This window comes from Nocardioides aromaticivorans, from assembly GCF_013408525.1.
In the GTDB taxonomy this organism is placed as follows: domain Bacteria; phylum Actinomycetota; class Actinomycetes; order Propionibacteriales; family Nocardioidaceae; genus Nocardioides; species Nocardioides aromaticivorans.
In genome coordinates this window covers 3,353,881-3,376,150 of record NZ_JACBZM010000001.1, presented here as the reverse complement: position 1 = coordinate 3,376,150, position 22,270 = coordinate 3,353,881, and the positions used below count along the sequence as shown (strand labels likewise).

Annotated in this window: 21 protein-coding genes; 13 read left to right on the top strand and 8 right to left on the bottom strand. The window is 72.8% G+C overall.

Annotated elements, in window-relative coordinates:
- The first annotated feature begins 5 nt into the window (after positions 1-5).
- A complete protein-coding gene (locus BJ993_RS16055; RefSeq protein ID WP_179649921.1) occupies positions 6-1,331 on the top strand; it encodes a DUF58 domain-containing protein in 1,326 nt (441 codons plus the stop codon).
- 21 nt (positions 1,332-1,352) lie between these two features.
- Here the strand turns inward: BJ993_RS16055 and BJ993_RS16050 are convergent, their stop codons facing one another.
- A complete protein-coding gene (locus BJ993_RS16050) occupies positions 1,353-2,357 on the bottom strand; it encodes a stage II sporulation protein M (protein ID WP_308645598.1) in 1,005 nt (334 codons plus the stop codon).
- A gap of 36 nt (positions 2,358-2,393) precedes the next feature.
- Here BJ993_RS16050 and BJ993_RS16045 point away from each other — a divergent pair, with 36 nt between their 5' ends.
- The 12 genes from BJ993_RS16045 to BJ993_RS15990 all read left to right on the top strand — a co-directional run bounded on the left by BJ993_RS16045 (position 2,394) and on the right by BJ993_RS15990 (position 14,301).
- Positions 2,394-3,230, top strand: a complete 837-nt coding sequence (locus BJ993_RS16045) for an RDD family protein (RefSeq protein WP_179649919.1) — start codon at positions 2,394-2,396, stop codon at positions 3,228-3,230.
- Positions 3,231-3,259: 29 nt separating this feature from the next.
- On the top strand, positions 3,260-4,297 hold the full coding sequence (locus BJ993_RS16040) for an AAA family ATPase (RefSeq protein WP_179649917.1): 1,038 nt from the start codon (positions 3,260-3,262) through the stop codon (positions 4,295-4,297).
- Between the two features lie 19 nt (positions 4,298-4,316).
- Positions 4,317-5,207 carry a DUF58 domain-containing protein gene (locus tag BJ993_RS16035; protein WP_036547857.1) on the top strand — a complete coding sequence of 297 codons (891 nt, stop codon included), beginning with the start codon at positions 4,317-4,319 and terminating at the stop codon, positions 5,205-5,207.
- Entirely contained in the window at positions 5,191-5,703 is a 513-nt protein-coding gene (locus BJ993_RS16030) for a hypothetical protein (RefSeq protein ID WP_179649915.1), read from the top strand. Before BJ993_RS16035 ends, BJ993_RS16030 begins: the two co-directional genes overlap by 17 nt.
- 12 nt (positions 5,704-5,715) lie before the next feature.
- Complete coding sequence (locus tag BJ993_RS16025) at positions 5,716-6,768, top strand: VWA domain-containing protein (RefSeq protein WP_179649913.1); 1,053 nt, start codon at positions 5,716-5,718, stop codon at positions 6,766-6,768.
- Positions 6,765-7,691, top strand: coding sequence for a vWA domain-containing protein (locus tag BJ993_RS16020; protein ID WP_051932442.1), 927 nt, complete (start codon positions 6,765-6,767; stop codon positions 7,689-7,691). The genes BJ993_RS16025 and BJ993_RS16020 overlap by 4 nt, the downstream gene beginning before the upstream one ends.
- Positions 7,688-8,422 (top strand): hypothetical protein, encoded by a 735-nt coding sequence (locus BJ993_RS16015; protein ID WP_179649911.1) that lies wholly within the window; start codon positions 7,688-7,690, stop codon positions 8,420-8,422. The genes BJ993_RS16020 and BJ993_RS16015 overlap by 4 nt, the downstream gene beginning before the upstream one ends.
- Positions 8,423-8,585: 163 nt before the next feature.
- Positions 8,586-9,878 carry an NDMA-dependent methanol dehydrogenase gene (mdo, locus tag BJ993_RS16010; RefSeq protein ID WP_036547852.1) on the top strand — a complete coding sequence of 431 codons (1,293 nt, stop codon included), beginning with the start codon at positions 8,586-8,588 and terminating at the stop codon, positions 9,876-9,878.
- A gap of 101 nt (positions 9,879-9,979) precedes the next feature.
- Positions 9,980-11,170, top strand: coding sequence for an AAA family ATPase (locus BJ993_RS16005; RefSeq protein ID WP_179649909.1), 1,191 nt, complete (start codon positions 9,980-9,982; stop codon positions 11,168-11,170).
- Between the two features lie 10 nt (positions 11,171-11,180).
- Positions 11,181-12,716 (top strand): VWA domain-containing protein, encoded by a 1,536-nt coding sequence (locus tag BJ993_RS16000; protein WP_179649907.1) that lies wholly within the window; start codon positions 11,181-11,183, stop codon positions 12,714-12,716.
- Positions 12,713-13,681 (top strand): mycofactocin oligosaccharide methyltransferase MftM, encoded by a 969-nt coding sequence (mftM, locus tag BJ993_RS15995; protein WP_179649905.1) that lies wholly within the window; start codon positions 12,713-12,715, stop codon positions 13,679-13,681. The genes BJ993_RS16000 and mftM overlap by 4 nt, the downstream gene beginning before the upstream one ends.
- On the top strand, positions 13,678-14,301 hold the full coding sequence (locus BJ993_RS15990; RefSeq protein WP_179649903.1) for an acetate uptake transporter: 624 nt from the start codon (positions 13,678-13,680) through the stop codon (positions 14,299-14,301). The genes mftM and BJ993_RS15990 overlap by 4 nt, the downstream gene beginning before the upstream one ends.
- 55 nt (positions 14,302-14,356) lie before the next feature.
- On the opposite strand, the gene BJ993_RS15985 is transcribed toward BJ993_RS15990, so the two are convergent.
- The 7 genes from BJ993_RS15985 to BJ993_RS15955 all read right to left on the bottom strand — a co-directional run bounded on the left by BJ993_RS15985 (position 14,357) and on the right by BJ993_RS15955 (position 22,263).
- Positions 14,357-15,046, bottom strand: coding sequence for a MadR family response regulator transcription factor (locus BJ993_RS15985; protein ID WP_179649901.1), 690 nt, complete (start codon positions 15,044-15,046; stop codon positions 14,357-14,359).
- A complete protein-coding gene (locus BJ993_RS15980) occupies positions 15,034-16,425 on the bottom strand; it encodes a MadS family sensor histidine kinase (RefSeq protein ID WP_179649899.1) in 1,392 nt (463 codons plus the stop codon). Before BJ993_RS15980 ends, BJ993_RS15985 begins: the two co-directional genes overlap by 13 nt.
- Before the next feature lie 11 nt (positions 16,426-16,436).
- Positions 16,437-17,645, bottom strand: coding sequence for an iron-containing alcohol dehydrogenase (locus BJ993_RS15975; protein ID WP_179649897.1), 1,209 nt, complete (start codon positions 17,643-17,645; stop codon positions 16,437-16,439).
- Between the two features lie 100 nt (positions 17,646-17,745).
- Complete coding sequence (locus BJ993_RS15970) at positions 17,746-18,468, bottom strand: SRPBCC family protein (RefSeq protein ID WP_179649895.1); 723 nt, start codon at positions 18,466-18,468, stop codon at positions 17,746-17,748.
- Positions 18,469-18,476: 8 nt separating this feature from the next.
- On the bottom strand, positions 18,477-19,334 hold the full coding sequence (locus BJ993_RS15965; RefSeq protein ID WP_179649893.1) for an FAD binding domain-containing protein: 858 nt from the start codon (positions 19,332-19,334) through the stop codon (positions 18,477-18,479).
- Positions 19,331-21,787, bottom strand: coding sequence for a xanthine dehydrogenase family protein molybdopterin-binding subunit (locus tag BJ993_RS15960; RefSeq protein ID WP_179649891.1), 2,457 nt, complete (start codon positions 21,785-21,787; stop codon positions 19,331-19,333). The genes BJ993_RS15965 and BJ993_RS15960 overlap by 4 nt, the downstream gene beginning before the upstream one ends.
- On the bottom strand, positions 21,784-22,263 hold the full coding sequence (locus BJ993_RS15955; protein ID WP_036547828.1) for a (2Fe-2S)-binding protein: 480 nt from the start codon (positions 22,261-22,263) through the stop codon (positions 21,784-21,786). Before BJ993_RS15955 ends, BJ993_RS15960 begins: the two co-directional genes overlap by 4 nt.
- Positions 22,264-22,270: the final 7 nt, after the last annotated feature.

Genomic DNA, 22,270 nt, shown 5'->3' with positions numbered 1-22,270 from the left:
ACCCGATGGCGATCTCCGGGCGCTTCCCGCTGCTGCTCCTGCTGGGGCTGGTGGCGGTCGTGCTGCGCCCCGAGGCCAGCACGGTGTGGCTGTGGCTGCTCGGCGTGCTGGTGCTCACCGGCATCGACCTCGCCCTGGCCGCGGCACCCGGCTCGGTCACCCTGCGTCGCAAGGAGCCCGGCACGGTGCGCCTCGGCGATCCCGCCACCGCCGGCCTGAGCGTCACGGCGGCGCGCAGCGGACGGGTGCAGCTGCGCGACGCGTGGCAGCCCTCGGCCGGGGCGAGCGACAACCGGCACCGCCTGCGGCTCCGGGCCGGAGAGCCGCGGCGGCTGGCCACTCCCCTGCTCCCGCGCCGCCGGGGCGACCTCGGCGCCGCCGGGGTGACCGTGCGGACGTGGGGCCCGCTGGGCATCGCCGCGCGCCAGAGGACGTACGACGTCCCGGGCACCGTGCGCGCGCTGCCGCCCTTCGAGTCCCGCAAGCACCTGCCCTCCCGGCTCGCCCGGCTGCGCGACCTCGACGGCCGCGCCGCGGTCCGGGTCCGCGGCCAGGGCACCGAGTTCGACTCGCTGCGCGAGTACGTCCGTGGCGACGACGTCCGCTCGATCGACTGGCGGGCCTCCGCGCGGACCCCCCACGTCGTGGTCCGCACCTGGCAGCCCGAGCGCGACCGGCGCGTGGTGATCGTCCTCGACACCTCCCGCACCTCCGCGGGCCGGGTCGCCCGCACCGCCGGCGAGGACGCGATCGACGGGATCCCCCGCCTCGACGCCGCGATGGACGCCGCCCTCCTGCTCGGCGCGCTCGCCTCCCGGGCCGGCGACCGGATCGACTTCCTCGCCGGCGACCGCCGGGTGCGCGCCCGCCAGCGGATCCACGGCGTCCGCGACGTCGCCGCGCGTCTGCAGGAGCAGATGGCCGACCTCGACCCGACGCTGGTCGAGGCCGACTGGGACGCCCTCGCCGGTGGGGTCCAGGAGTTCGGGCGCCAGCGCGCGCTCGTCGTACTCCTGACGGCGCTGGAGCCCTCCGCGATCGCCGACGGGCTGCTCCCGGTGCTGCCCGCGCTGACCCGCCACCACCGGGTGGTCCTCGCCTCCGTCCGCGACCCCGAGCTCGGCCGGCTCGCCGACGTCGAGGCCGCCGAGCGTCCCTCCGCCGACCTCGTGTACGACGCCGCGGCGGCCGAGCACGAGCTCGACCGTCGTGCGCGGATGCGCGACGTGCTGGCCCGGCTGGGTGTCGACGTCGTCGACGCGGACGCCGCCCAGCTGCCGCCCGCCCTCGCGGACCACTACCTGCACCTCAAGGCGCAGGGACTGCTGTAGCCGCGCCGGGGCCGGGCGGGCTCAGGCCTGCGTCGAGACCCGGTCCTCGAGCAGCTCGGCGCCGATGTCGCCGGTGCCGCCGCGCGCGACCGCCGCGCGGCCGATCACGAACACGTAGGCGAGGAAGGTCAGCTCGGCGAGGATGCCGATCGCGATCCGCGCCCAGGTGGGCAGCGGCGAGGGCGTCACGAAGGCCTCGATCGCGCCGCTGATCGCGAGGACGACGCCGAGGCCGAGGGCGACGGTCACCGCGGTGCGGCCCTCGCGGGCGATCGCGGTGGCCCGGGTCACGCCGCGCGGCTCGACCCACGACCAGAAGAGCCGCAGCCCGACGCCTCCGGCGACGAAGACGCAGGTCAGCTCGAGGAGGCCGTGCGGGAGGATCAGGCCCCAGAAGACCTCGCCCCGGTCGTGGCGCATCATGATCGAGCCGACGATGGCGAGGTTGGCGATGTTCTGGAAGAGCAGCCAGATCACCGGCAGCCCGAGGATGCCGAGCGCGATGCACAGCGCCGAGACCCAGGTGTTGTTGAGCCAGACGTGGGCGGCGAAGGCACCCGCGGCGTTCTCGCTGTAGTAGGTCTCGAAGTCGCTGTTGACCAGCTGCTGGACCGCCTGCGGGTCGAGGAGGTTCTGCTCGACGGACGGGTTGCCGGCGAGCCAGGCCATCATCACGCCGGTGACGACGACATTGCCCGCGAGGCAGGCCAGCCACCACCAGCGCAGCCGGTAGAGCGCGGCGGGGAACCGGTCGGAGAAGAAGTGCGCCACCCCGCGCCAGCTCGGCACCCGTGCAGCCAGCATCGAGATCCGCGCCCGGCCGAGCAGGGAGGAGAGATAGGCGACCAGCTGGGCGTCCGGCGCCGAGGTGCGCACGACGGACAGGTGGGTCGCGACCTGCTGGTAGCGGTCGACCAGCTCGTCGGCCTCCGCACCGGAGCGCCGGCGCTGGCGCACCAGCTGCTCGAGGCGCGCCCACGAGTGCGAGTGGGCCGCCACGTAGGCGTCGAGGTCGATCCGGGGCACGGGTGCAGCCTACGGTCTGCCTCTAGGCTGTCGGCGATGTCTGCACCCGACTTCGCCACCGTCACCGCCGATGACCTCGTCACCGGCGAGGGCGTCGCGCTCGACCTGCCTGCGGCCTCGCTCGGGCTGCGCCTGGCGAGCGGGCTGATCGACCTGGTCGTCACGATCGTGTCGTTCGTGGTCATCTACATCCTGCTCGTCGTCGCCGCGCTGCTGCTCCGGGACGAGGCGGCCGTGGGTGCCGCCGTCGTGCTCGCGACGATCACCGGCCTGCTGGCGATCCCCACGACCCTGGAGACCCTCACCCGGGGTCGCTCCCTCGGCAAGCTGGCCCTCGGCCTGCGCACCGTGCGCGACGACGGTGGTGCGATCTCGTTCCACCACGCGCTGGTGCGCTCGCTGATCGGCGTCGTCGAGATCTACGCCTTCTGGGGCGCACCGGCCTTCCTCGCGATCATGGTCAGCAACCGGGGCAAGCGGCTCGGCGACTTCGCCGCCGGCACGTACGTCGTGCGCGACCGGGTCCCGCTGCGGTTGCCGCTGCCCCCGCAGATGCCGCCGCCGCTGGCCGCCTGGGCCCGCCGGGCCGACCTCGCGGCCCTGCCGACGGGCACCGCGCTGGCCGTCCGCCAGTTCCTCAGCAGGCTCGCCACGCTGGACCCGGCGTCGCGGGAGCGCGTCGCGCGCGGGCTCCTGGTCGACGTACTCCCCCATGTCGCGCCGGCGCCGCCGCCCAACGCTCCGCCGGAGTACGTGCTGATGGCGATCGTCGCGGAGCGCCGCGAGCGCGACCTGGCCCGGCTGCGCCGCGACGACGCGCTGCGCACGCGCCTGCTGGAGCGCACCCCCACCGCCCGCAGATCGGGCACATGACCCGCACACCTGCTGGGTAGGTTGGCCGCATGACCGAGGCCTCCACGGTGCCGCGCCGGGCACCCGTCGACGCGACGTTGCCGCTGACCGAGGACGAGCTGGCTCGCGCCTCCGACCTGATCGGCCGGATCTCCGAGGCCTTCTCCAGCCGCGTGGTCGGCCAGCACCGGATCCGCACCGGCCTGCTCGTCACGCTGCTCGCCGAGGGCCACGTCCTGCTGGAGAGCGTCCCCGGCCTGGCCAAGACGCTGGCGTCGGCGACGCTGGCCGAGGCCGTCAACGCGCGCTTCGCCCGCATCCAGTGCACGCCCGACCTGCTGCCCAGCGACATCATCGGCACCCAGGTCTACGACCCGCGCCGCCACGAGTTCGAGACCCAGCTCGGTCCGGTGCACGCCAACTTCGTGCTCCTCGACGAGATCAACCGTGCGAGCGCGAAGACCCAGTCGGCGCTGCTCGAGGCGATGCAGGAGCGGCAGACCTCGATCGCCGGCACCATCCACCCGCTGCCCGACCCGTTCATGGTGCTGGCGACGCAGAACCCCATCGAGGAGGAGGGCACCTACGTCCTCCCCCACGCCCAGATGGACCGATTCCTGCTCAAGGAGATCGTCGACTACCCGAGCGAGGACGACGAGCTGATGGTCCTCGAGCGGATCGACGACGGCACCCTCGGGCAGCACATGGCCGACGTCGTCGCGGTCGCCGACACCGACGACGTCGTCGAGCTGCAGGGCCTGGTCCGTCGCGTGTACGTCGACCCGGCGATCCGCCGCTACATCACCAGCCTGGTCCGGGCGACCCGCACGGTCACCGAGCTGCTCGGGCCCGAGCTGGGCAACTACGTCGAGATCGGCGCCAGCCCGCGCGGCTCGATCGCGTTCTTCCAGGCGGCGCGGGCGATGGCGGTCGTGCAGGGCCGTCACTACGTCATCCCGGAGGACGTCCGCGAGCTGCGCCACAGCGTGCTGCGCCACCGGATCCACCTCAGCTTCGAGGCGCTCGCCGACCGGGTCCGTCCCGAGACGGTGATCGACGCCGTGTTCCGCGCCGTCCCGACTCCCTGACCCCCGCCGAGCGACCGCCATGCCCGCCCACCTGCCCCGGATCAAGGCCCGCGTCTCGATCCACGCCCACCGCAAGGTGCGGGGCCTGCTCGAGGGCGAGTACGCCGCCGTCCACGTCGGGCGCGGGATCGACTTCAACGACCTGCGGGAGTACGTCCGCGGCGACGACGTGAAGGACATCGACTGGAAGGCGTCGGCCCGCAGCCGCCAGCTCCTCGTCAAGCGCTATGTCGCCGAGCGCAAGCACACGGTGCTGCTCTGCGTCTCGACCGGGCGCAGCATGGCGGCGATGAACGACGCCGCCGTCTCCAAGCGCGAGCTCACGGTGTTCGTCGCGGGCCTGATGGGCCTGCTGGCCGTCCAGCACGGCGACCTGGTCAGCCTCGTCCACGGCGACGCCGCCGAGCGGCACGCGGAGCCGCCCAAGGGAGGCGAGCTGCACCTCGAGCGACTGCTCGGCAAGGTCCACGACGCGATCCGGCCCGACGGCGCCCCTGCCGACCTGGCCGCCCTGCTGCGCTACGTCGCGCGGACCGTGCGCCGGCGGACCATCCTCGTCGTGGTCTGCGACGACACCCACATCCCGCCGGAGAGCGCCGACCTGCTGCGCCGGCTGACCGTCCAGCACGAGGTGCTCCTGCTGACCATCGGCGACCTCGACCCGACCCTGCCCGCCGTGGCCGGTCGCCGGCTCGTCGACGTCGACACCACCGCCGAGGTGCCCGGCTGGCTCCGCCACGACCGGCGCCTGCGTCGTGAGCTGGCCGACCTGGTGGGCCGGGAGGAGCAGCAGCTGCGGCACCGGCTCGACCAGCTGGGCGTCGTACACGAGCGGGTGCGGGACACCGACTCGGCGGTCACGGCGGTGTTCCGCCTGCTGGAGAGGCAGCGTCATGCCCGCCGCCGCTGACCTGGTGGTCGCCGACGTCCCCGGGATGCCGGAGGAGTTCACCGGTCCGGTCGCCTACAGCGACCGCTGGCTGTGGATCGGCCTCGCCCTGCTCGCGCTGGTCGTCCTCTACTACCTCGCCTCGTGGTGGTTCACCCGGCCGCCGCGACCGCCGGCGGTGCCGCGTCGCGAGGTCGACGTGCCCGACGCCCAGCGCGACCACCTCGCGCGCATCGACGCGCTCGTCGCCCGGGTGCGCGCCGGCGAGGTCGGCCCCCGCGACGGGCACCAGCAGCTCAGCGAGCTGGTCCGGTCCTATGTCGCCACCGTCACCACGCTGCCCGCGCGGACCATGGCGCTGGCGGACTTCCGCGACCGGGCGCCGCAGGAGCTGGTCGACGCGATCGAGCTGATGTACCCGCCCGAGTTCGCACCCGACGCGGCCGACACCGACCCGCTCGCCAGCTTCGACGACGCGGTCGACCGCTCGCGCCGGCTGGTGGGGACGTGGGGCTGACATGGGGCTGACATGGACATGACCTGGAACGGCGGCGACACCGGCTTCCGCTGGCCGTGGCTGGTGCCCGCCCTGGTGCTGCTCGTCGTCGTGCTGATGGTGTGGTGGGCGCGGAGCCGCGGGCGTCGTACCACCGCCGGGGCGTCGTACGTCGCCCACGCCGCGCGCCTGCGCACCCTGCCCCGCTACCAGGCCCTCGTCCGTCGGCAGGTGGCGATCGGCGCCTGCCTGACCATCGCGGCGCTGGTCGCCTGCTCCGGCGCGATCGTGCTCGGCGGGCGCATCCAGGAGCGCCAGACGCTCGTGCAGGACGACCGCTCGCGCGACATCATCCTGTGCCTGGACGCCTCCGGCTCGATGGCGGAGGTCGACGCCGAGGTGCTGCGCGAGTTCCGCACCATCGTCAGCGGGCTGCGCGGCGAGCGCGTCGGCCTGACCATCTGGAGCGGCGTCGCGATCACGATCTTCCCGCTGACCGACGACTACGACTTCGTGCTCGACCAGCTCACCGAGGCGGAGGACGCCTTCGGCACCGGCGGCGTCTACACCGACGACTACGCCATCTACACGGCCGGCACCGTCATCGACTGGGAGGTGCAGTCGCAGCTCGGCGACGGGCTCGCGTCCTGCGTCCAGCGCTTCGACCACCGCGACCAGGACCGCAGCCGCGCCATCGTGCTGGCCTCCGACAACGAGCCGATCGGCGAGGGCATCTACGACCTCGACGGAGCGGCCGAGCTCGCCCGCGACGAGAAGGTCGTCGTGCACGGCATCGCCGCCCCGATGACCGCGGACCGGCCCAGCGCGGTACGACGGTTCCAGGACGCCGTCACCAGCACCGGCGGGACCTTCTCGCTGCTCGGGCAGGACGGCAGCGCAGCCGGGGTGATCGAGGCGATCGGCGACCTCGAGGCCAAGGAGATCGAGCGACCGCCCGTCGTCCAGGTGCTCGACCGGCCGACGCTCGGCACGGTCCTCGCCGGGGTCGGCGTCGGTGGGCTCGGTGCGGTCTGGATGGTCCAGGGGCTCCTCGCCGTGCGCGCCCGGCAGGAGGACGAGTCATGAGCCCCTCCCGCGCCACCACCCTGCTCGTCGTACGACGGGTGGCGATCGCGGTCACCTTCGTGCTCGTGCTGCTGCGGCCCGGCGTCGGCACGGCCGACGTCCCGACCCAGCTCTCCGACGTCGACGTGCTGGTCGTCGTCGACCGCACCCGGTCGATGGCCGCCCTCGACTACGCCGGCCGCAAGCCGCGGATCGAGGGCGTCCGCGACGACCTCGACGCGCTGGCCGAGGAGCTGCCGGGCGCCCGCTTCGCGATGATCGGCTTCGGCGCGGAGAGCCGGCTGACCCTCCCGTTCACGACCGACGTCTCCGCCTTCCAGTCCGCCGTCGAGACCCTCGACCTGGAGCGTCCGCGCGAGGGCGACGGGTCCTCGGCGACCCGGCCGGTGGCGGAGGTCGTCGACGTGCTGGAGCGGGCGGCCGAGCGGCGGCCTGACCGGCGCCGCGTGGTCGTCTACGTCGGCGACGGCGAGGACACCACGTCCGCTGGCTCCGGCGACTCCTTCGACCAGGTCGCCGACCTCGTCGTCGGCGGCGCGGTGCTCGGCTACGGCACGACCGACGGCGCCGAGATGCCCGCGGCCGACGACCTCGGCCTCGACTCCGGCTACGTCGAGGACCCCGAGACCGGCGAGCCGGCGATCTCCCGCGCCGACCTCGACAACCTGCAGGAGATCGCCGACGAGCTCGACGTCGACTTCTCGCACCGCACGGGCACCGGTCACATGGACCGGATCGTCGACTCCTTCGAGGCGTCGTACGTCGACGGCGAGCGCGGCGACGGGCCGCCGGCCGCGCACGACCTCACCTGGCTGCTCGGCCTGCTGCTGCTCGGGCTCGTGCTCGTGGAGCTGCGGTCCGGCTGGCGCGCGGTGTGGCGCTCGCAGGACGCGCTGGCGCCGGGGAAGCAGGTCGGGCCGTGAAGCGGACGAGACGCCCCAACCCGCGGGCCCGGCTGCGCCTGGCACTGCTGGTCGCCGGCGCGCTGCCGGCGCTGCTCGTGCTCGGCTACCTCGTCAAGGTCGGCCTGATGCTGCAGCACAACGCGGCCGGGCGCGACTCGTTCGAGCGCGGCGACTACGACGGCGCCGCCGCGGAGTTCTTCGAGACCCGCGACCTCAACTGGTTCGAGTCGTGGATCGCACCCTTCGACGAAGGAGCCTCCCACCACGCCGAAGGCGCCTACGACGACGCGATCACGGCGTACGAGAAGGCGCTGGAGAGCGTGCCGGAGCGCGAGGAGTGCACGGTGCGGATCAACCTCGCGCTCGCGCACGAGGCCGTCGGCGACCGGCAGCAGTCCGACCAGGACCTCGACGGTGCCATCGAGTCGTGGCAGCAGGGCATCGACGTCCTCGCGGCCGGTGACTGTCCGACCGACTCCGGCCGCGGGCAGGAGCAGACCGACGACGCGAAGGCGGTCGACGAGCGGCTGCACGACAAGCTGCAGCAGGCGCAGGACCAGCAACAGCAGCAGGACCCCCAGCAGCAGCAGCCGGACCAGCCGCAGCAGCAGCCGGGCGAGGAGCCCGACGAGGGCGAGGACCCGCGCGAGGAGCGGCTCGAGCGCAACAACCAGCAGGGCCGCGACCAGCGCAGCGACGAGCAGGACCTCTACGACGACCAGGACTACACGCGTCCCGAGACCTGGTGATCCCCTCCCCCGCGCCCGCCGGCGTGGGGGCGCCACCTATCGGGTCGGACAGGTCCGGGCCTGACCCTCCTGCGTGTTTCCGGATCCTCGTCTGTCGTGACCCCCGTCACGCTGCCTAGCGTCGCTGGACGTCAGCCACCCACCCCGCCCGGAGGTTCCAGCGATGCAAGTCGACGACCTGCTCAAGCCGTTCCCGATCAAGGAGTTCCACCCGTTCCCGCGCGCCCTCATGGGCCCGGGGGCACACGAGATGATCGGACCGGAGGCCCTCAAGCTCGGCTTCCGCAAGACCCTCGTGATGACGTCGGGCCTGCGCGGCACCGACATCGTCCACAAGATCGTGGAGTCGATGAAGTACCACGGCCTCGAGGTCGTCGTGTACGACAAGGTCGAGTCCAACCCCAAGGACTACAACGTCATGGACTCGGTCAAGCTCTACCAGGAGAACGAGTGCGACTCGTTCGTCTCCATCGGTGGCGGCTCCTCGCACGACGCCTGCAAGGGCGCCCGCGTCTCGGTCGCGCACGACGGCCGCAATGTCAACGAGTTCGAGGGCTTCAACATGTCCGAGAACCCGAAGAACCCGCCGCACATCGCGGTCTCCACGACGGCCGGCACCGGCTCGGAGACGTCGTGGGCCTATGTCATCACCGACACCACGACCGACCCCGACAACCCGCACAAGTACGTCGCGTTCGACGACGCCAGCGTCGCCACCCTGGCCATCGACGACCCGGTGCTCTACTACGACTGCCCGGTGGACTACACCGCCCAGTGCGGCTTCGACGTGCTCGCGCACGCCTCCGAGCCGTACGTCTCGCGGCTCAACTTCGAGCCCTCGCTCGGCAACGCGATCCGGGCCATCAAGCTCACCGCGGAGAACCTGCGCGAGGCGGTCTGGAACGGCCAGGACCTGAAGGGCCGCGAGGGCATGATGTACGCCCAGTACATCGCCGCCCAGGCCTTCAACTCCGGCGGCCTCGGGATCATCCACTCGATCTCGCACGCGATCTCGGCCTTCTACGACACCCACCACGGCCTCAACAACGCGATCGCGCTGCCGCGGGTGTGGGCGTTCAACATGCCCACGCACTACAAGCGCTTCGCCGAGATCGCCGAAGCGATGGGCGTCGACACGCACGGCATGTCGACCGTGCAGGCCGCCGACGCGGCGCTGGCCGCGGCGATCCGGCTGCTGCGCGACGTGGGGATCACCGAGAAGTTCACCGACGTCACGAAGGACACGTACTCGAAGAACCGCCTGGGCCAGGGCCCGACGCCGTTCTACCAGAACGCGCCCACGATCATCGGCGACGCCGCGGACGTCGACCGGATCACCAACCACGTCCTCGGCGACGCCTGCACCCCGGGCAACGCCAAGGAGTGCACCTTCGAGACGGTGCGCCCGGTCGTGGAGCACTGCATGAACGGCGACCTGGACGACCTCCTGTCCTGATCGCCCCGGTGCGCCGGCCCCTCCCGCCCTTCGCGGGCCGGCGCACCGACCCGTCCCCCCAGCCGTTCCCCCATCCGGCCCCACCGTCGAGGAGCTCTCCCGTGACCGACACCGACTTCGACTTCGCCGACGTCGCCGACACCCGCGCCCGGTTCGCCCAGGAGGGCTACCTCGCCGACGACCAGCTGGCCACGACCGTCTTCCTCCAGTCCCGGCTGGACAAGCCGGTGCTGCTCGAGGGCCCTGCCGGCGTCGGCAAGACCCAGCTCGCGCTGAGCCTGGCCCGAGCCACCGGACGGCGGCTGCTGCGCCTCCAGTGCTACGAGGGCCAGGACGAGACCAAGGCCCTCTATGAGTGGGACTACGGCAAGCAGCTGCTCTACACCCAGATCCTGCGCGAGAAGATCGGCCAGGTCGTCAAGGACGCCACCGACCTCACCGACGCCGTCGAGCAGATCGCCAAGCAGGACTCGGTGTTCTTCTCCGAGCGCTTCCTCACCCCGCGCCCGCTGCTCGAGGCGATCGACTCCGAGGACCCCGTCGTACTGCTGATCGACGAGGTCGACCGGGCCGACGAGGCGCTCGAGGCGGTGCTGCTCGAGCTGCTGGCGGAGTACCAGATCTCGATCCCCGAGGTCGGCACGATCCGCGCCAAGCACGCGCCGTACGTGGTGCTGACGTCGAACAACACCCGCGACCTCTCCGCCGCCCTCAAGCGGCGCTGCCTGCACCTCTTCCTCGACTACCCCGACCCGGAGCGCGAGCTCGAGATCATCCGGTCCAAGGAGACCGGGCTCGCCGACGAGCTGGCCGCCCACCTGGTCGACATCGTCCGCGGGCTGCGCGAGCTCGACCTCCGCAAGGCGCCGAGCATCTCCGAGACGATCGACTGGGCACGCACCCTGGCCGTCCTGGGCGTCGAGGAGCTCAGCGCCGACGTGCTCTCGGCGACCCTCAACGTGGTCGTGAAGTACGAGCGCGACCTGCGGCTCTCGCGCGAGGCGCTCCACCGCCTGGTCGACCCCAACGCCGAGGTGCCCGCGTCGCTGCACGGCCACGGGCACGGACACGGGCACGGGCACGGACACGACCACGGGCACGACCACGACGACCACCCCCACGGCGCGACGCCCGAGGACCGCGACGAGGGGCGCCGGAAGCGCGCGGAGAAGGACGAGCCGGGCCGCCACCACGAGGCCTACTACGGCGGCAAGGGCAAGCCGCTCGGCGTGCGCGAGGTCAGCAGCGGCCAGGGCTCCCGGTCGTTCTCCACCCGCAAGCGTCCGGTGTGAGGACGCCGTCGTGGAGGGCGCCGTCCACCGCTTCGTCCGCCTGCTGCGCCTGCACGGCCTGCGGATCAGCACCGCCGAGCTGATCGACGGCCTGTACGCCGCCGCGCAGCCCGGCGTGCTCGACGACCGCACGCTGCTCCGAGCGGCCCTGCGGGTCAGCCTGGTCAAGGACCGCCGCGACCTCGCGGCCTTCGACCACGTCTTCGACCGCTTCTTCGGCCTCCGGGCGGTGGTCGACGAGGAGGTCGGGCACGGCCACGGGCACGCGCACGACGACCTGTCGGACGACGGGGAGCTGACCGACTTCACCCTGTCCGAGCAACCGGGCGACGTACCGGCGGACGGGCACTCGCACGGCAAGCCGGACGACATCCGGGAGTTCTTCAAGCCCGAGGACATGGCCCAGCAGTTCAACCTGCACCAGGAGGCCAACAAGATCGACATCGCGTCGCTGACCGACGAGATCGTGCTGTCGGACGACACGAGGCTGGACCCGTCGCAGGCGGCGCGGGTGCAGCTGACGGTCAGCCGGATGCACAACCCCGGCAACCCGGCCGACCTGGCCCGCTCGACCGGCCTGCAGTTGGACTCGGAGCTGTCGGTGCAGCAGGAGCTCGCACTGCTCAGCTGGCTCGACGAGCGCGTGGCCGACGAGGGGGACGACGACCCGGAGGCGGCAGCCTCGCTGGCGGCGCTGCGTGCCGCGCTCGCGCCGTGGCTGGACCAGCTGCCGGAGCGGATCCGCGAGCACCTCGAGCAGCTGATGTCCCTGGAGCGGGAGATCGAGACCCGCGAGCTCGAGGCGGTCCGGGCCGAGACGGTCGACGAGCACGAGCGGGCCGAGCTGGAGGAGTCGCTGCGCCGGTTGCTGCGCTCGCTGCACGGCGCGCCGCGGCCCCGCCGCAAGGCCGCGGCCAGCGGCGTCGTCGACGGTCGCCGGACCATGCGCACCAACATGAGGTACGACGGCGTCCCGTTCCGTCCGGTCACGGTCAGCAAGGTCGAGGACCGGCCCCGGCTGGTCGTGCTGTGCGACGTCTCGTTGTCGGTGCGCTCCACCGCGCGGTTCACGCTGCACCTCGTGCACAGCCTGCAGGCGATGGCCTCCAGCGTGCGCACCTTCGCCTTCGTCAAGGACCTCGTGGAGATCACCGACCTCTTCGCCGAGCACCGCATCGAGGACGCCCTGTCGCTCGTCATGGCCGGGCTGCCGGCCGGCGGCGTGCTCGACGTCGACGCCGACTCCGACCACGGCAACGCCTTCACGGAGTTCCTCGAGCGGCACGGCTCCGCCGTCAACCGTCGTACGACGGTCGTGGTGCTCGGCGACGGCCGCAACAACGGCCAGGACCCGGGCCTGCGCGCCTTCGAGGAGATCGCCCGCCGCGCCCGCTCGACGATCTGGCTGACGCCCGAGCCGCGGTACTCGTGGGGCCTGGGCAGCTGCGACCTCCCGCTCTACGCCGAGCACTGCGACCGGGTCGAGGTCGTGCGCAACCTCCGCGGCCTCGACCGGGTGGCGGTGCCGGTCCCGGTCCCGCGATGAGCGCCGCGCAGATCCAGCCGCTCGAGGCACCGTGCGACGGTGTCTACCGCGACGAGCTGGTCGAGGTCCGCGCCCAGGCCGGGGCCACGCCCCGCCTCGACCTGCACACCGTGCGCACGCCGCACTTCGACCTGACCGCCGTAGGGCACCGGGCGGTGGTGGTGCACCGGGTGCCGCCGGAGCGGATCGACGACGACCTGTCCGGGCTGCTGGCGGACGAGCTCTTCCAGCCGGGCTGGCTGCGCGGGGGCGAGCTCTTCGAGCACCTGTTCACCGGCATCGTCCTCAGCTCCCATCCCGACCCGGTCGTCGCGTGGGAGGGCTTCTACCGCCGCACCCTCGACCGGGTCGGGGACGCGATCGAGGGCCCGTCGGCGGGAGCGCACGGCACGATCGCCGACTACGCGCCGGTGTACGCCCGGGTCGAGGAGCTGCTCGCGGAGGGCACCGTGCTGGAGCTCGGCTGCTGCTTCGGGTTCTTGGCCCTGCGTCTGGCCCAGGCGGGCCTCCAGGTCACCGCCTCCGACATCTCCCCCGGCACGGTCGACCTGCTCGCGGCGGTCGCGCCGCGCCTCGGGGTGCCGCTGACGACCCGGGTGGACGACGCCGCGCGCGTGCACGCCCCGGACCGCAGCGTCGACAACGTGCTGGCGATCCACCTGCTCGAGCACCTCGACGCCGCGCACGGGGCGCGGGTCCTCGCCGAGGCGCTCCGCCTCGCGCGGCGCCGGGTCGTGGTCGCGGTCCCCCTCGAGGACGAGGCGGACGCGACCTGGGGCCACGTCCGCACGATCTCCCTGACCGACCTCGACGCGTGGGGACGGGCCACCGGCCTGCCCTACCGCGTCGACGACCACCACGGCGGGTGGCTGGTCGTCGACGTCGAGGACCCGGTCGGGGCCAGAGCCACAGGCGCGCCCCGCGTCCTGCGGAAACCACCCACCCTCCCGAAGGATCCAGCATGACCGACACCGCACCCGCCAGCACCCCCGCCAGCATCCCCGCGAGCACCGTTCCTGCCGCGGCCGCGGCACCCGAGTGGGGCGACCCGTTCCCCCTCGGCCTCGCCAGCTTCGGCATCTCCGCCCTCGTCCTCGCCAGCGTGATGTCCGGGATGATCGATGCGGCCGCCACCCCGGCCGTCCTGTCCCTCGCGCTCGCCCTCGGCTTCCTCACCGAGATCGTCGCCGGCGTCATCCACTTCCGGCGGGGCGAGACCTTCCCCGGCCTCGTCTTCACCGCGTACGCCGGCTTCTGGCTCAGCTACGCGCTGCTCGTCCAGTTCTACGCACCCATGGTGACCGCCGACGGTGCCGCCGTGACCGGCATGTTCCTGCTGGCCTGGGCCCTCTTCTCGACGTACATGCTCCTCGCGGCGCTGCGCACGAACACCACCACCGTGGCGATCTTCGTGCTGCTCTGCGCCGTCTTCTACCTCGCAGCCCTCGGCGCCTTCAGCGAGAGCACGGGCCTGGGCCACCTCGCCGGCTACGTGCTCGTCGCCGACGCCGCGCTGGCCCTCTACGCCTCCGCCGCGGTCATCGTGAACACCACGTGGGACCGCACGCTCCTCCCGCTCCCCTGACCCTCGGGGCGCACCGCAGCCCGGCCGGTCGGCGACCGGCCGGGCTGTGCGGCCGTCAGATCACGCCCATCTTGGAGGCCTCGTAGACGGCCTCGGCCCGGCGGGTGACGTCGAGCTTGCGCAGGATGTTGCCGACGTGGAACTTCGCCGTCGTCTCGGAGATGAAGAGCCGGCTGCCGATGTCGCGGTTGGACAGGCCGCGCGCGAGCAGGCCGAGGACCTCCCGCTCGCGGGCGGTCAGCTTCTTCTCGTCGGTCACCGGCGGGGCCTTGAGCCCGCGCACCATCGCCGCGGCCGAGCGGGCGTCGAAGGCGCTCTCGCCTCGTGCGACGTCGCGGATCGAGCGGACCAGGCCGGTCATGTCGACGTCCTTGACGACATAGCCGCGCGCGCCGGCCTTCACGGCCCGCAGCACCAGCTGCTCGTCGAGGAAGGTGGTGAGCACCAGGATCGCGAGCTCGGGGTACTCCGCGGCCAGCGCCTCGCACAGGTCCAGGCCCTCGGTGTCGGACGACGTCGACAGCTTCAGGTCGAGCAGCACGATCGCCGGACGGGCACGTCCGACGACGGCCAGCGCCTCGGCCGCCGTGGAGGCCTCGGCGACGACGCGCAGGTCGTGCTCGCGCTCGAGGATCGAGCGCAGGCCCTGGCGCACGATCGCGTGGTCGTCGACCAGCATGATGTCGACGGTCCGCGCCGGTGCCGGCGTCGGTGCCGGCGTCGTCGCCTCGGTCAGGGTTGCCATGGTTCCACCTGTTCCGGCCCGGTTCCGACCAGGCCTGCGATGATGCCCGGACGCTGCGCGTCCAGGGGCAAGGGAATCCGCATCTCCACCCGGACGCCGCCGATGCGGGCCCTCCGGAAGGCGATCGAGCCACCGAGCTCGGTGATGCGGCACTCGATGTTGGCCAGGCCGCGGTGGCGCCCGTCGGCGGACGGCCCGCGCTCCAGACGCAGCCGCCGGGCCAGCTCGGACGGGTCGCCCGTGCCGTCGTCGGCCACGCTGACGAACAGCTCGTCCGGCCGGTAGCGCAGCCGTACGACGGCCCGGCTCGCCTCGGCGTGGGTGGCGACGTTGAACAGCGCCTCCCCCACCGCGCGGGCGATCTCGTGGTCCGCGTCGGCGGTCAGCTCCGCGACGGAGCCGTCGACCCGGACCGTCACCGCGAGGTGCGGGCGGTGGTGCTCGGCGACCTCCAGCAGCAGCTCGGGAAGGGCGTGCACGACGTCGCGCTGGGGCTGGTGGAGGGCGTAGATCGCGCGGCGGAGCTGGTCGACCGCCTGGGCGCTGAGCTCCTTGGCGGTGCTCAGCCGCGCCTCGATCGCCTCGCGCCCCTCGTCGGCCGCCATGCCCCGGGCGACCTCGACGGCCATGCCGGCGGACAGGACGTACTGCGTGACGCTGTCGTGGAGCTCGCGCGCGATCCGGTGCCGCTCGTGGTCGAGCAGCTCGCGCTGGTGGGCCACCAGCAGCCGCTCCTCCGCGTGGCGCAGCTCGCGGGTGCGCTCGGCGAGGTCGCGGGCCTGGGCGGCGGTCTCGTCGTACAGGCGCTGGGCGCGGCGGTGCAGCGCGAGACCGGCCTGGTACTGCTCGGAGGTGTGCAGCGCGACGGCGGCCTCGTTGGCGAGGATGCGCAGCACGGACAGGTCGCCCGGCTCCGGCTCGTCGTCGAGGCCGTGCAGCCCGACCAGGCTGCCGATGGGGTCACCGGCGAGGGTCATCGGCACCCGCACCCAGGAGTCGTCGCGGGGCGTCCGCGTGGCGTGCCCGGCACGGATGGCGCCGAGCTCGCGTCGTACCCCGGGGGGCAGGTGGGTGTCGTCGTCGACCAGTGCGCCGCGCGTGCCGTCGACGACGAGGAAGCGGGGCCGGGCGCCGGGGAGCTGGCCGTCGGCGAGGCCCAGGATCAGCCACGCCGCGTTGAGGTGCTCCGCGGCGGCCCGCGCCACCTGCTCGAGCAGTCCTCGCGGCCCCTCCACGGTGCTGACCAGGCCGCGGGAGATCGAGTCCATCGCGCGGACCGCCCGCTGCATGCGCTCGTCGGAGCGCACGTAGGCGCGGTAGTAGGACCGCTTGCCGGACCGGACCCCGGTCAGCGTCGCCAGGTCGAGCTGCTCGGTCATGGCGCGCCCCGTCACAGCGCTTCGAGGAAGAGCTTCTCCACGTCGTGCAACGTGGCGGCACGCGGGTTGGTCGTCAGGCACGCGTCGTCGAGGGTCGTGTCCGCGAGGCGGGGTACGTCGGCCTCCGTCACCCCGAGCTCGCGCAGCCCCCGTGGCACTCCGACGTCGTCGGCCAGCCGGCGCACGTGGTCGGCGAGCAGGTCCGCGGCCTCCTCCCCGGGCATCCCCGCGACGTCGAGCCCGGCCGCCGCGGCGAGCGCGACGAAGCGGTCGGGCGTCGCGCGGGCGTTGTAGCGGATCACGTGCGGCAGCAGCACGCCGTTGACGACCCCGTGCGGGGCGTCGAGCAGGCCGCCGACCTGGTGGCTCATCGCGTGGGTGGCACCGAGGATCGCGTTGGAGAACGCGAGTCCGGCCTGCAGGCTGGCCTGCGCCATCTTGCGGCGGTGCTCGGTCTCGAGGGGGTCGGTGATGGTGGAGCGGAGGTGGCCGCAGACCAGGCCGACGGCGTTGAGGGCGTGGGTGTCGGCGAGCGGGTTGTGGGCCAGCGACACGAACGCCTCGATGCCGTGGGTCAGCGCGTCGAGGCCGGTCGCGGCGTTGAGCAGGTCCGGCATCGTGACGAGCAGCCGCGGGTCGGTGATCGAGATGTCCGGGACCAGGGCACGGCCCATGATCGTCACCTTCACCGAGCGGGCGGTGTCGGTGACGATGCAGAACTGGCTGACGTCGGCCCCCGTGCCCGACGTGCTGGGGATGATCAGCAGGGGCGGGATGGGCTGGGTCATCCGGTCGACGCCGCGGTAGTCGAGGATGTCGCCGCCGTTGCCGGACAGCACCGCCACGCCCTTCGCGGCGTCGGCGCAGGAGCCGCCGCCGATGCCGATGATGACGTCGCACTCCCACTCCAGGTAGTGCGCGAACGCCGCCCGGACCTCGTGGTCGCGCGGGTTCGGGGTCACCTGCGACCACACCACCGGACGCAGGCCCGCCTCCCGCAGGTGGCCGAGCAGCTCGTCGACCCAGCCGGCGGCGATGATGCCGGGGTCGGTGACGACCAGGGGGCGACGCGCGCCGAGCCGGGCCGCTGCGAAGCCGGCCTCGCTGAGCGACCCGGTGCCGAAGACCACCTCCGGCGCGTGGAACTTCACCAGCCCGGTCGGCTCCTCGTCGGCACCGCCCGAGAGCCGGGGTCGGGCCGGAGTTGCCGTGAGCACCATGGTGATCCCTTCGCCGATGTGACAGGCACCACACTGCTCCTCGAACGTTGCAACGAGGTTGGCACGCACCTGCCCGAACGGACAGGTGCGTGCTGTCCTGCTACCTGCGCAGCGTCCGGACCAGCAGGCGCAGGCCGATCAGCGCGAGCACCGCGATCGCCGCCTGCTTGCCGTAGCTCTTGAGGAGCACCGGCAGGACGGCCGAGCCCAGGTCGAGCGCGTCGTCGTCGTTGGCCGGCGCGGCTGGGCGTGCGGGCGCCGGGCGCGGGGGCTCCTGATCCGCCACGCCACTACCGGATTTGTCGTCCCCGGCCGCGGCGGACGACGAATTCGGTTGTTGAACCGGAGCCTCCGGAGCCGCCTCGGCGGCGAGGCGCTGCTCGAGGCAGGTCACGAACTGGCCGAGCAGCTTGTCGGAGACGTCCTGCATCACGCCACGCCCGAACTGGGCCGGCTTGCCGGTGATGGCGAGGTCGGTGACGACGTCGACCTGCGTGGAGCCGCCGTCGGCGGCCGCCATGGTCACGGTGACCTTCGCGCCCGCCGTGCCGTTGCCGCGCTTGTCGCGGCCCTTGGCGTCGACGACGAACCGGCGCGCGGCCTCGTCGCGCTCGACGAAGCTGCCCGCGCCGGCGTACACGAGCGCGATCGGGCCGAGCTTGACCTTGCAGGTGCCCTCGAAGGTCGGGTTGCCGTCGGCGTCCTCGCCGACGGCGGTGACCTGGGCGCCTGGGAAGCACTCGGCGAGCGCGCCGATGTCCTGGAAGTGCGCCCAGGTCGCCTCGACCGAGGTCGGGACGGTGAAGGAGTGGCTGAGGTCCATCCTGCTCCTCAGCTCCGGGCTGCCGCCGCGAGCACGGCCCGACGGGTCAGCACGGTCGCGAGGTGGCGGCGGTAGTCGGCGTCGCCGTTGAGGTCGCTGGGCGGGTTCGTGCCCTCCGCGGCGAGCGCGGCAGCGGCGGCCACGCCCTCCTCGGTCGCCGGCTGCCCGACCAGCGCCTGCTCGGCGGCCTCCGCACGCAGCGGGGTCGAGCCCATGTTGGTCAGCCCGATCCGCGCCTCCGCGATCGTGTCGCCGTCGAGCCGGACCGTCGCCGCCACCGCGACGATCGGCCACTGGTGCGCGATCCGGACGAACTTCTCGTACGACGCCCCCCAGCCGTCGTACTTGGGGACCTTCACCGCGGTGAGGATCTCGTCGTCGGACAGCGCGGTCTCGAAGAGGTCGACGAAGAAGGCCTCGGCCGCCACCTCCCGGGTGCCACCGGGCCCCTGCACGACGAAGGTCGCGCCGAGCGCCCGCGCGGGCGCCCCGAGATCGCCCGCGGGGTCGGCGTGCGCGAGCGCGCCGCCGAAGGTGCCCCGATGCCGGACCTGGGCATCGGCGAGATGGGTGATCGCCTTGCTGATCAGCAGGGCGTGCTCGTGGACGAGCGGGTCCTGGCCGACGTCGTGGTGCGTCGTCATCGCGCCGATCACCAGGTGGTCGCCGGCGTCGCGGACACCCCGCAGGCTGTCGATGCGACCGAGGTCGATGACCCACTCCGGGGCGTTGAGCCGCATCCGGAGCACCGGCAGCAGGCTCTGCCCGCCGGCGATGATCTTGGCGTCGTCGCCGTGCTCGGCCAGCGCGGCCACGGCCTCCTCGACCGAGGTCGGGGCGACGTACTCGAAGGCTGCGGGGATCACTGGACCCCTCCTTCCGACTCGTCGAAGTGGGGCATGGCCGACTCCGTCGTCCGGCCACCGGACGACCCGCTGTTGATGGCCCGCCACACCCGCTCGGGCGTGCACGGCATCGCGACGTCGTGGACGCCCAGCGGGCGCAGCGCGTCGACGACCGCGTTGACGACGGCCGGCGTCGAGGCGATCGTGCCGGCCTCGCCGACGCCCTTGGTGCCGAGCGAGTTGGTGGTCGACGGAGAGGTGGTGTGGTCGATCTCGAAGCTGATCGTGTCGGCCGCCGTGGGCAGCAGGTAGTCGACGAACGACCCGGTGACGAGGGTGCCGTTGTCGTCGTACACGGCCTCCTCCCAGAGCGCCTGGGCGATGCCCTGCACCAGGCCGCCATGGACCTGGCCCGCGACGATGAGCGGGTTGATCACCACGCCGATGTCGTCACAGCAGACGTACTTGCGCAGCCTGACCTGGCCGGTCTCCGTGTCCACCTCCACCGCGCACAGGTGCGTGCCGTGGGGGTAGTTGAAGTTCACCGGGTCGTAGGTCGCCTCGGAGTCGAGCGAGGGCTCCATCCCGTCGGGCAGGTTGTGCGCGGCGAAGACGGCGGTGGCGATCTCCTGGATCGCCATGCCCTGGTCGGTCCCCTTGACGGTGAACCGGCCGCCGCTGAACTCGAGGTCGTCGGCGGAGGCCTCGAGGAGGTGGGCCGCGACGGGCCGCGCCTTCTCGATGACCTTGTCGAGCGCCCGCACCAGGGCCTCTCCGCCGACGACCAGGCTGCGGGACCCGTAGGTGTCCAGGCCCTTGTGGGAGATCTGCGTGTCGCCGTGCAGGATCTCGACGTCCTCGAACGGTACGCCGAGCCGGTCGGCCACGATCTGGCTGAACGCCGTCTCGTGCCCCTGTCCGTGGGCCGACGCCCCGGTGACGACCTCGACCTTGCCGGTCGCGAGCATCCGGACCTCGGCATGCTCCCAGCCGCCCGCCCCGTAGTTGAGGCTGCCCAGGACGCGGGACGGCGCGAGGCCGCACATCTCGGTGAAGGTCGAGACGCCCAGCCCGAGCTGGACCTTGTCGCCACGGGCCCGTCGCTCGGCCTGCTCGGCGCGGAGGGCGTCGTACCCGAACATCTCCTTGGCCCGCGCGGTGGCGGCCTCGTAGTTGCCGGAGTCGTACTCCAGGCCGGCGACCGTGGTGAACGGGAACTCCTCGTGCTTGATCCAGTTCATCTCGCGGACCTCGAGCGGGTCCTTGCCGAGCTCGGCCGCGAGCTCGTCCATCAGCCGCTCGATGGCGAAGGTGGCCTCGGGCCGGCCGGCGCCGCGGTAGGCGTCGGTCCAGGTCTTGTTGGTGAGGATGTTGGTCGTCTGGAACTGGTACGCCGGGAACTTGTAGATCGCGTTGAACATGAACGCGCCCAGCACCGGCACCCCGCCGCCCACGATCGCGACATAGGCGCCCAGGTCCGCGAGCAGGTCGACCTTGAGGCCGGTGACCCGGCCCTCCTTGGTCGCCGCGAGGGTGAGCCGCTGCCACTGGTCGCGCCCGTGGTGGGCCGTGAGCAGCGACTCGCTGCGGGTCTCGGTGAACTTCACCGGCTTGCCGAGCCGGCGGGCCACCGCGAAGGTGATCATCTCCTCCGGCGTCTGCTGCAGCTTGCCGCCGAAGCCGCCACCCACGTCGGGGGCGATCACCCGGATCTTCGACTCGGGGACGCCCGTGGTCGCGGCGATCGCGAAGCGCAGGATGTGCGGGACCTGGGTGGCCGACCAGACCGTGATCTGCTCGCCCGTCGGGTCGACGACCGTGCTGCGCGGCTCCATGAACGCCGGGATCAGCCGCTGCTGGCGGTACTCCCGCTCGATGACGATGCCGTTGGCGCGCGCCTCGGCGATCGCGGCCTCGACGTCGCCGCCGGTCCCGGCCTCGGCCGAGTCGAAGCGCCAGACGGCGCTGACGTTGGTGCCGAGGTCGGGGTGCGCGATCGCTCCCCCGGTCTCGTGCGCGGTGGCCGCCTCCTTGAGGTCGAGCGCGGCCGGCAGCTCCTCGTAGTCGACCTCCACCAGCTCGGCGGCGTCGCGCGCCTCCGCGGCGGACCGGGCGACCACGACGGCGACCGTCTCGCCCGCGAAGGCGACCCGGTCGGTCGGCATCGGCAGGTGCGCCGGGGTGACCTGGTCGGTGACGACCGGCCACGCGTTGATGCAGGCGCCCTGGCCCTCGTCGAGGTCGGCGCCGGTCAGCACCGCCACCACGTTGGTCGCGGCCTTCGCCGCGTCCGTGTCGATGTTCGTGATCCGCGCGTGCGGGAACGGGCTGCGGACCATCGCCAGGTGGAGCATCCCGGGCAGCGTGATGTTGTCCGTCCACCGCGTCCGGCCGGTGATCAGGCGCTGGTCCTCCTTGCGTCGCCGGTCGCGGCCGATCTCCTGGCCGGTCGTGGGCTCCTGGGTCGCGGTCATGCCGATGCCCCCTCCGTCGTACCGGCGGCGTGCTGAACGGCGCGCACGATGTTGTGGTAGCCGGTGCAGCGGCACAGGTTGCCCTCGAGGCCGAGCCGGATGGCCTCCTCGGAGGGGCTCGGGTTCTCGTTGAGCAGGTCGACGGTCTGCATGATCATCCCGGGCGTGCAGAACCCGCACTGCAGGCCGTGGCACTCCCGGAACGACTCCTGCACCCTGTGCAGCTGGCCGTCCTCCCCGGCCAGGCCCTCGATGGTCGTGACCTCCCCGCCGTCGGCCTGGACCGCCAGCACGTTGCAGGACTTCACGCTCCTGCCGTTGAGGTGGACCGTGCACGCGCCGCAGTTGCTGGTGTCGCAACCGATGACGGTGCCGGTCTTGCCGAGCTTCTCCCGGAGGTACTGCACGAGGAGCATCCGGGGTTCGACGTCGTCGGCGACCTGCTGGCCGTCGACGGTGAGGTTGATCCGGGCCATGACTCTC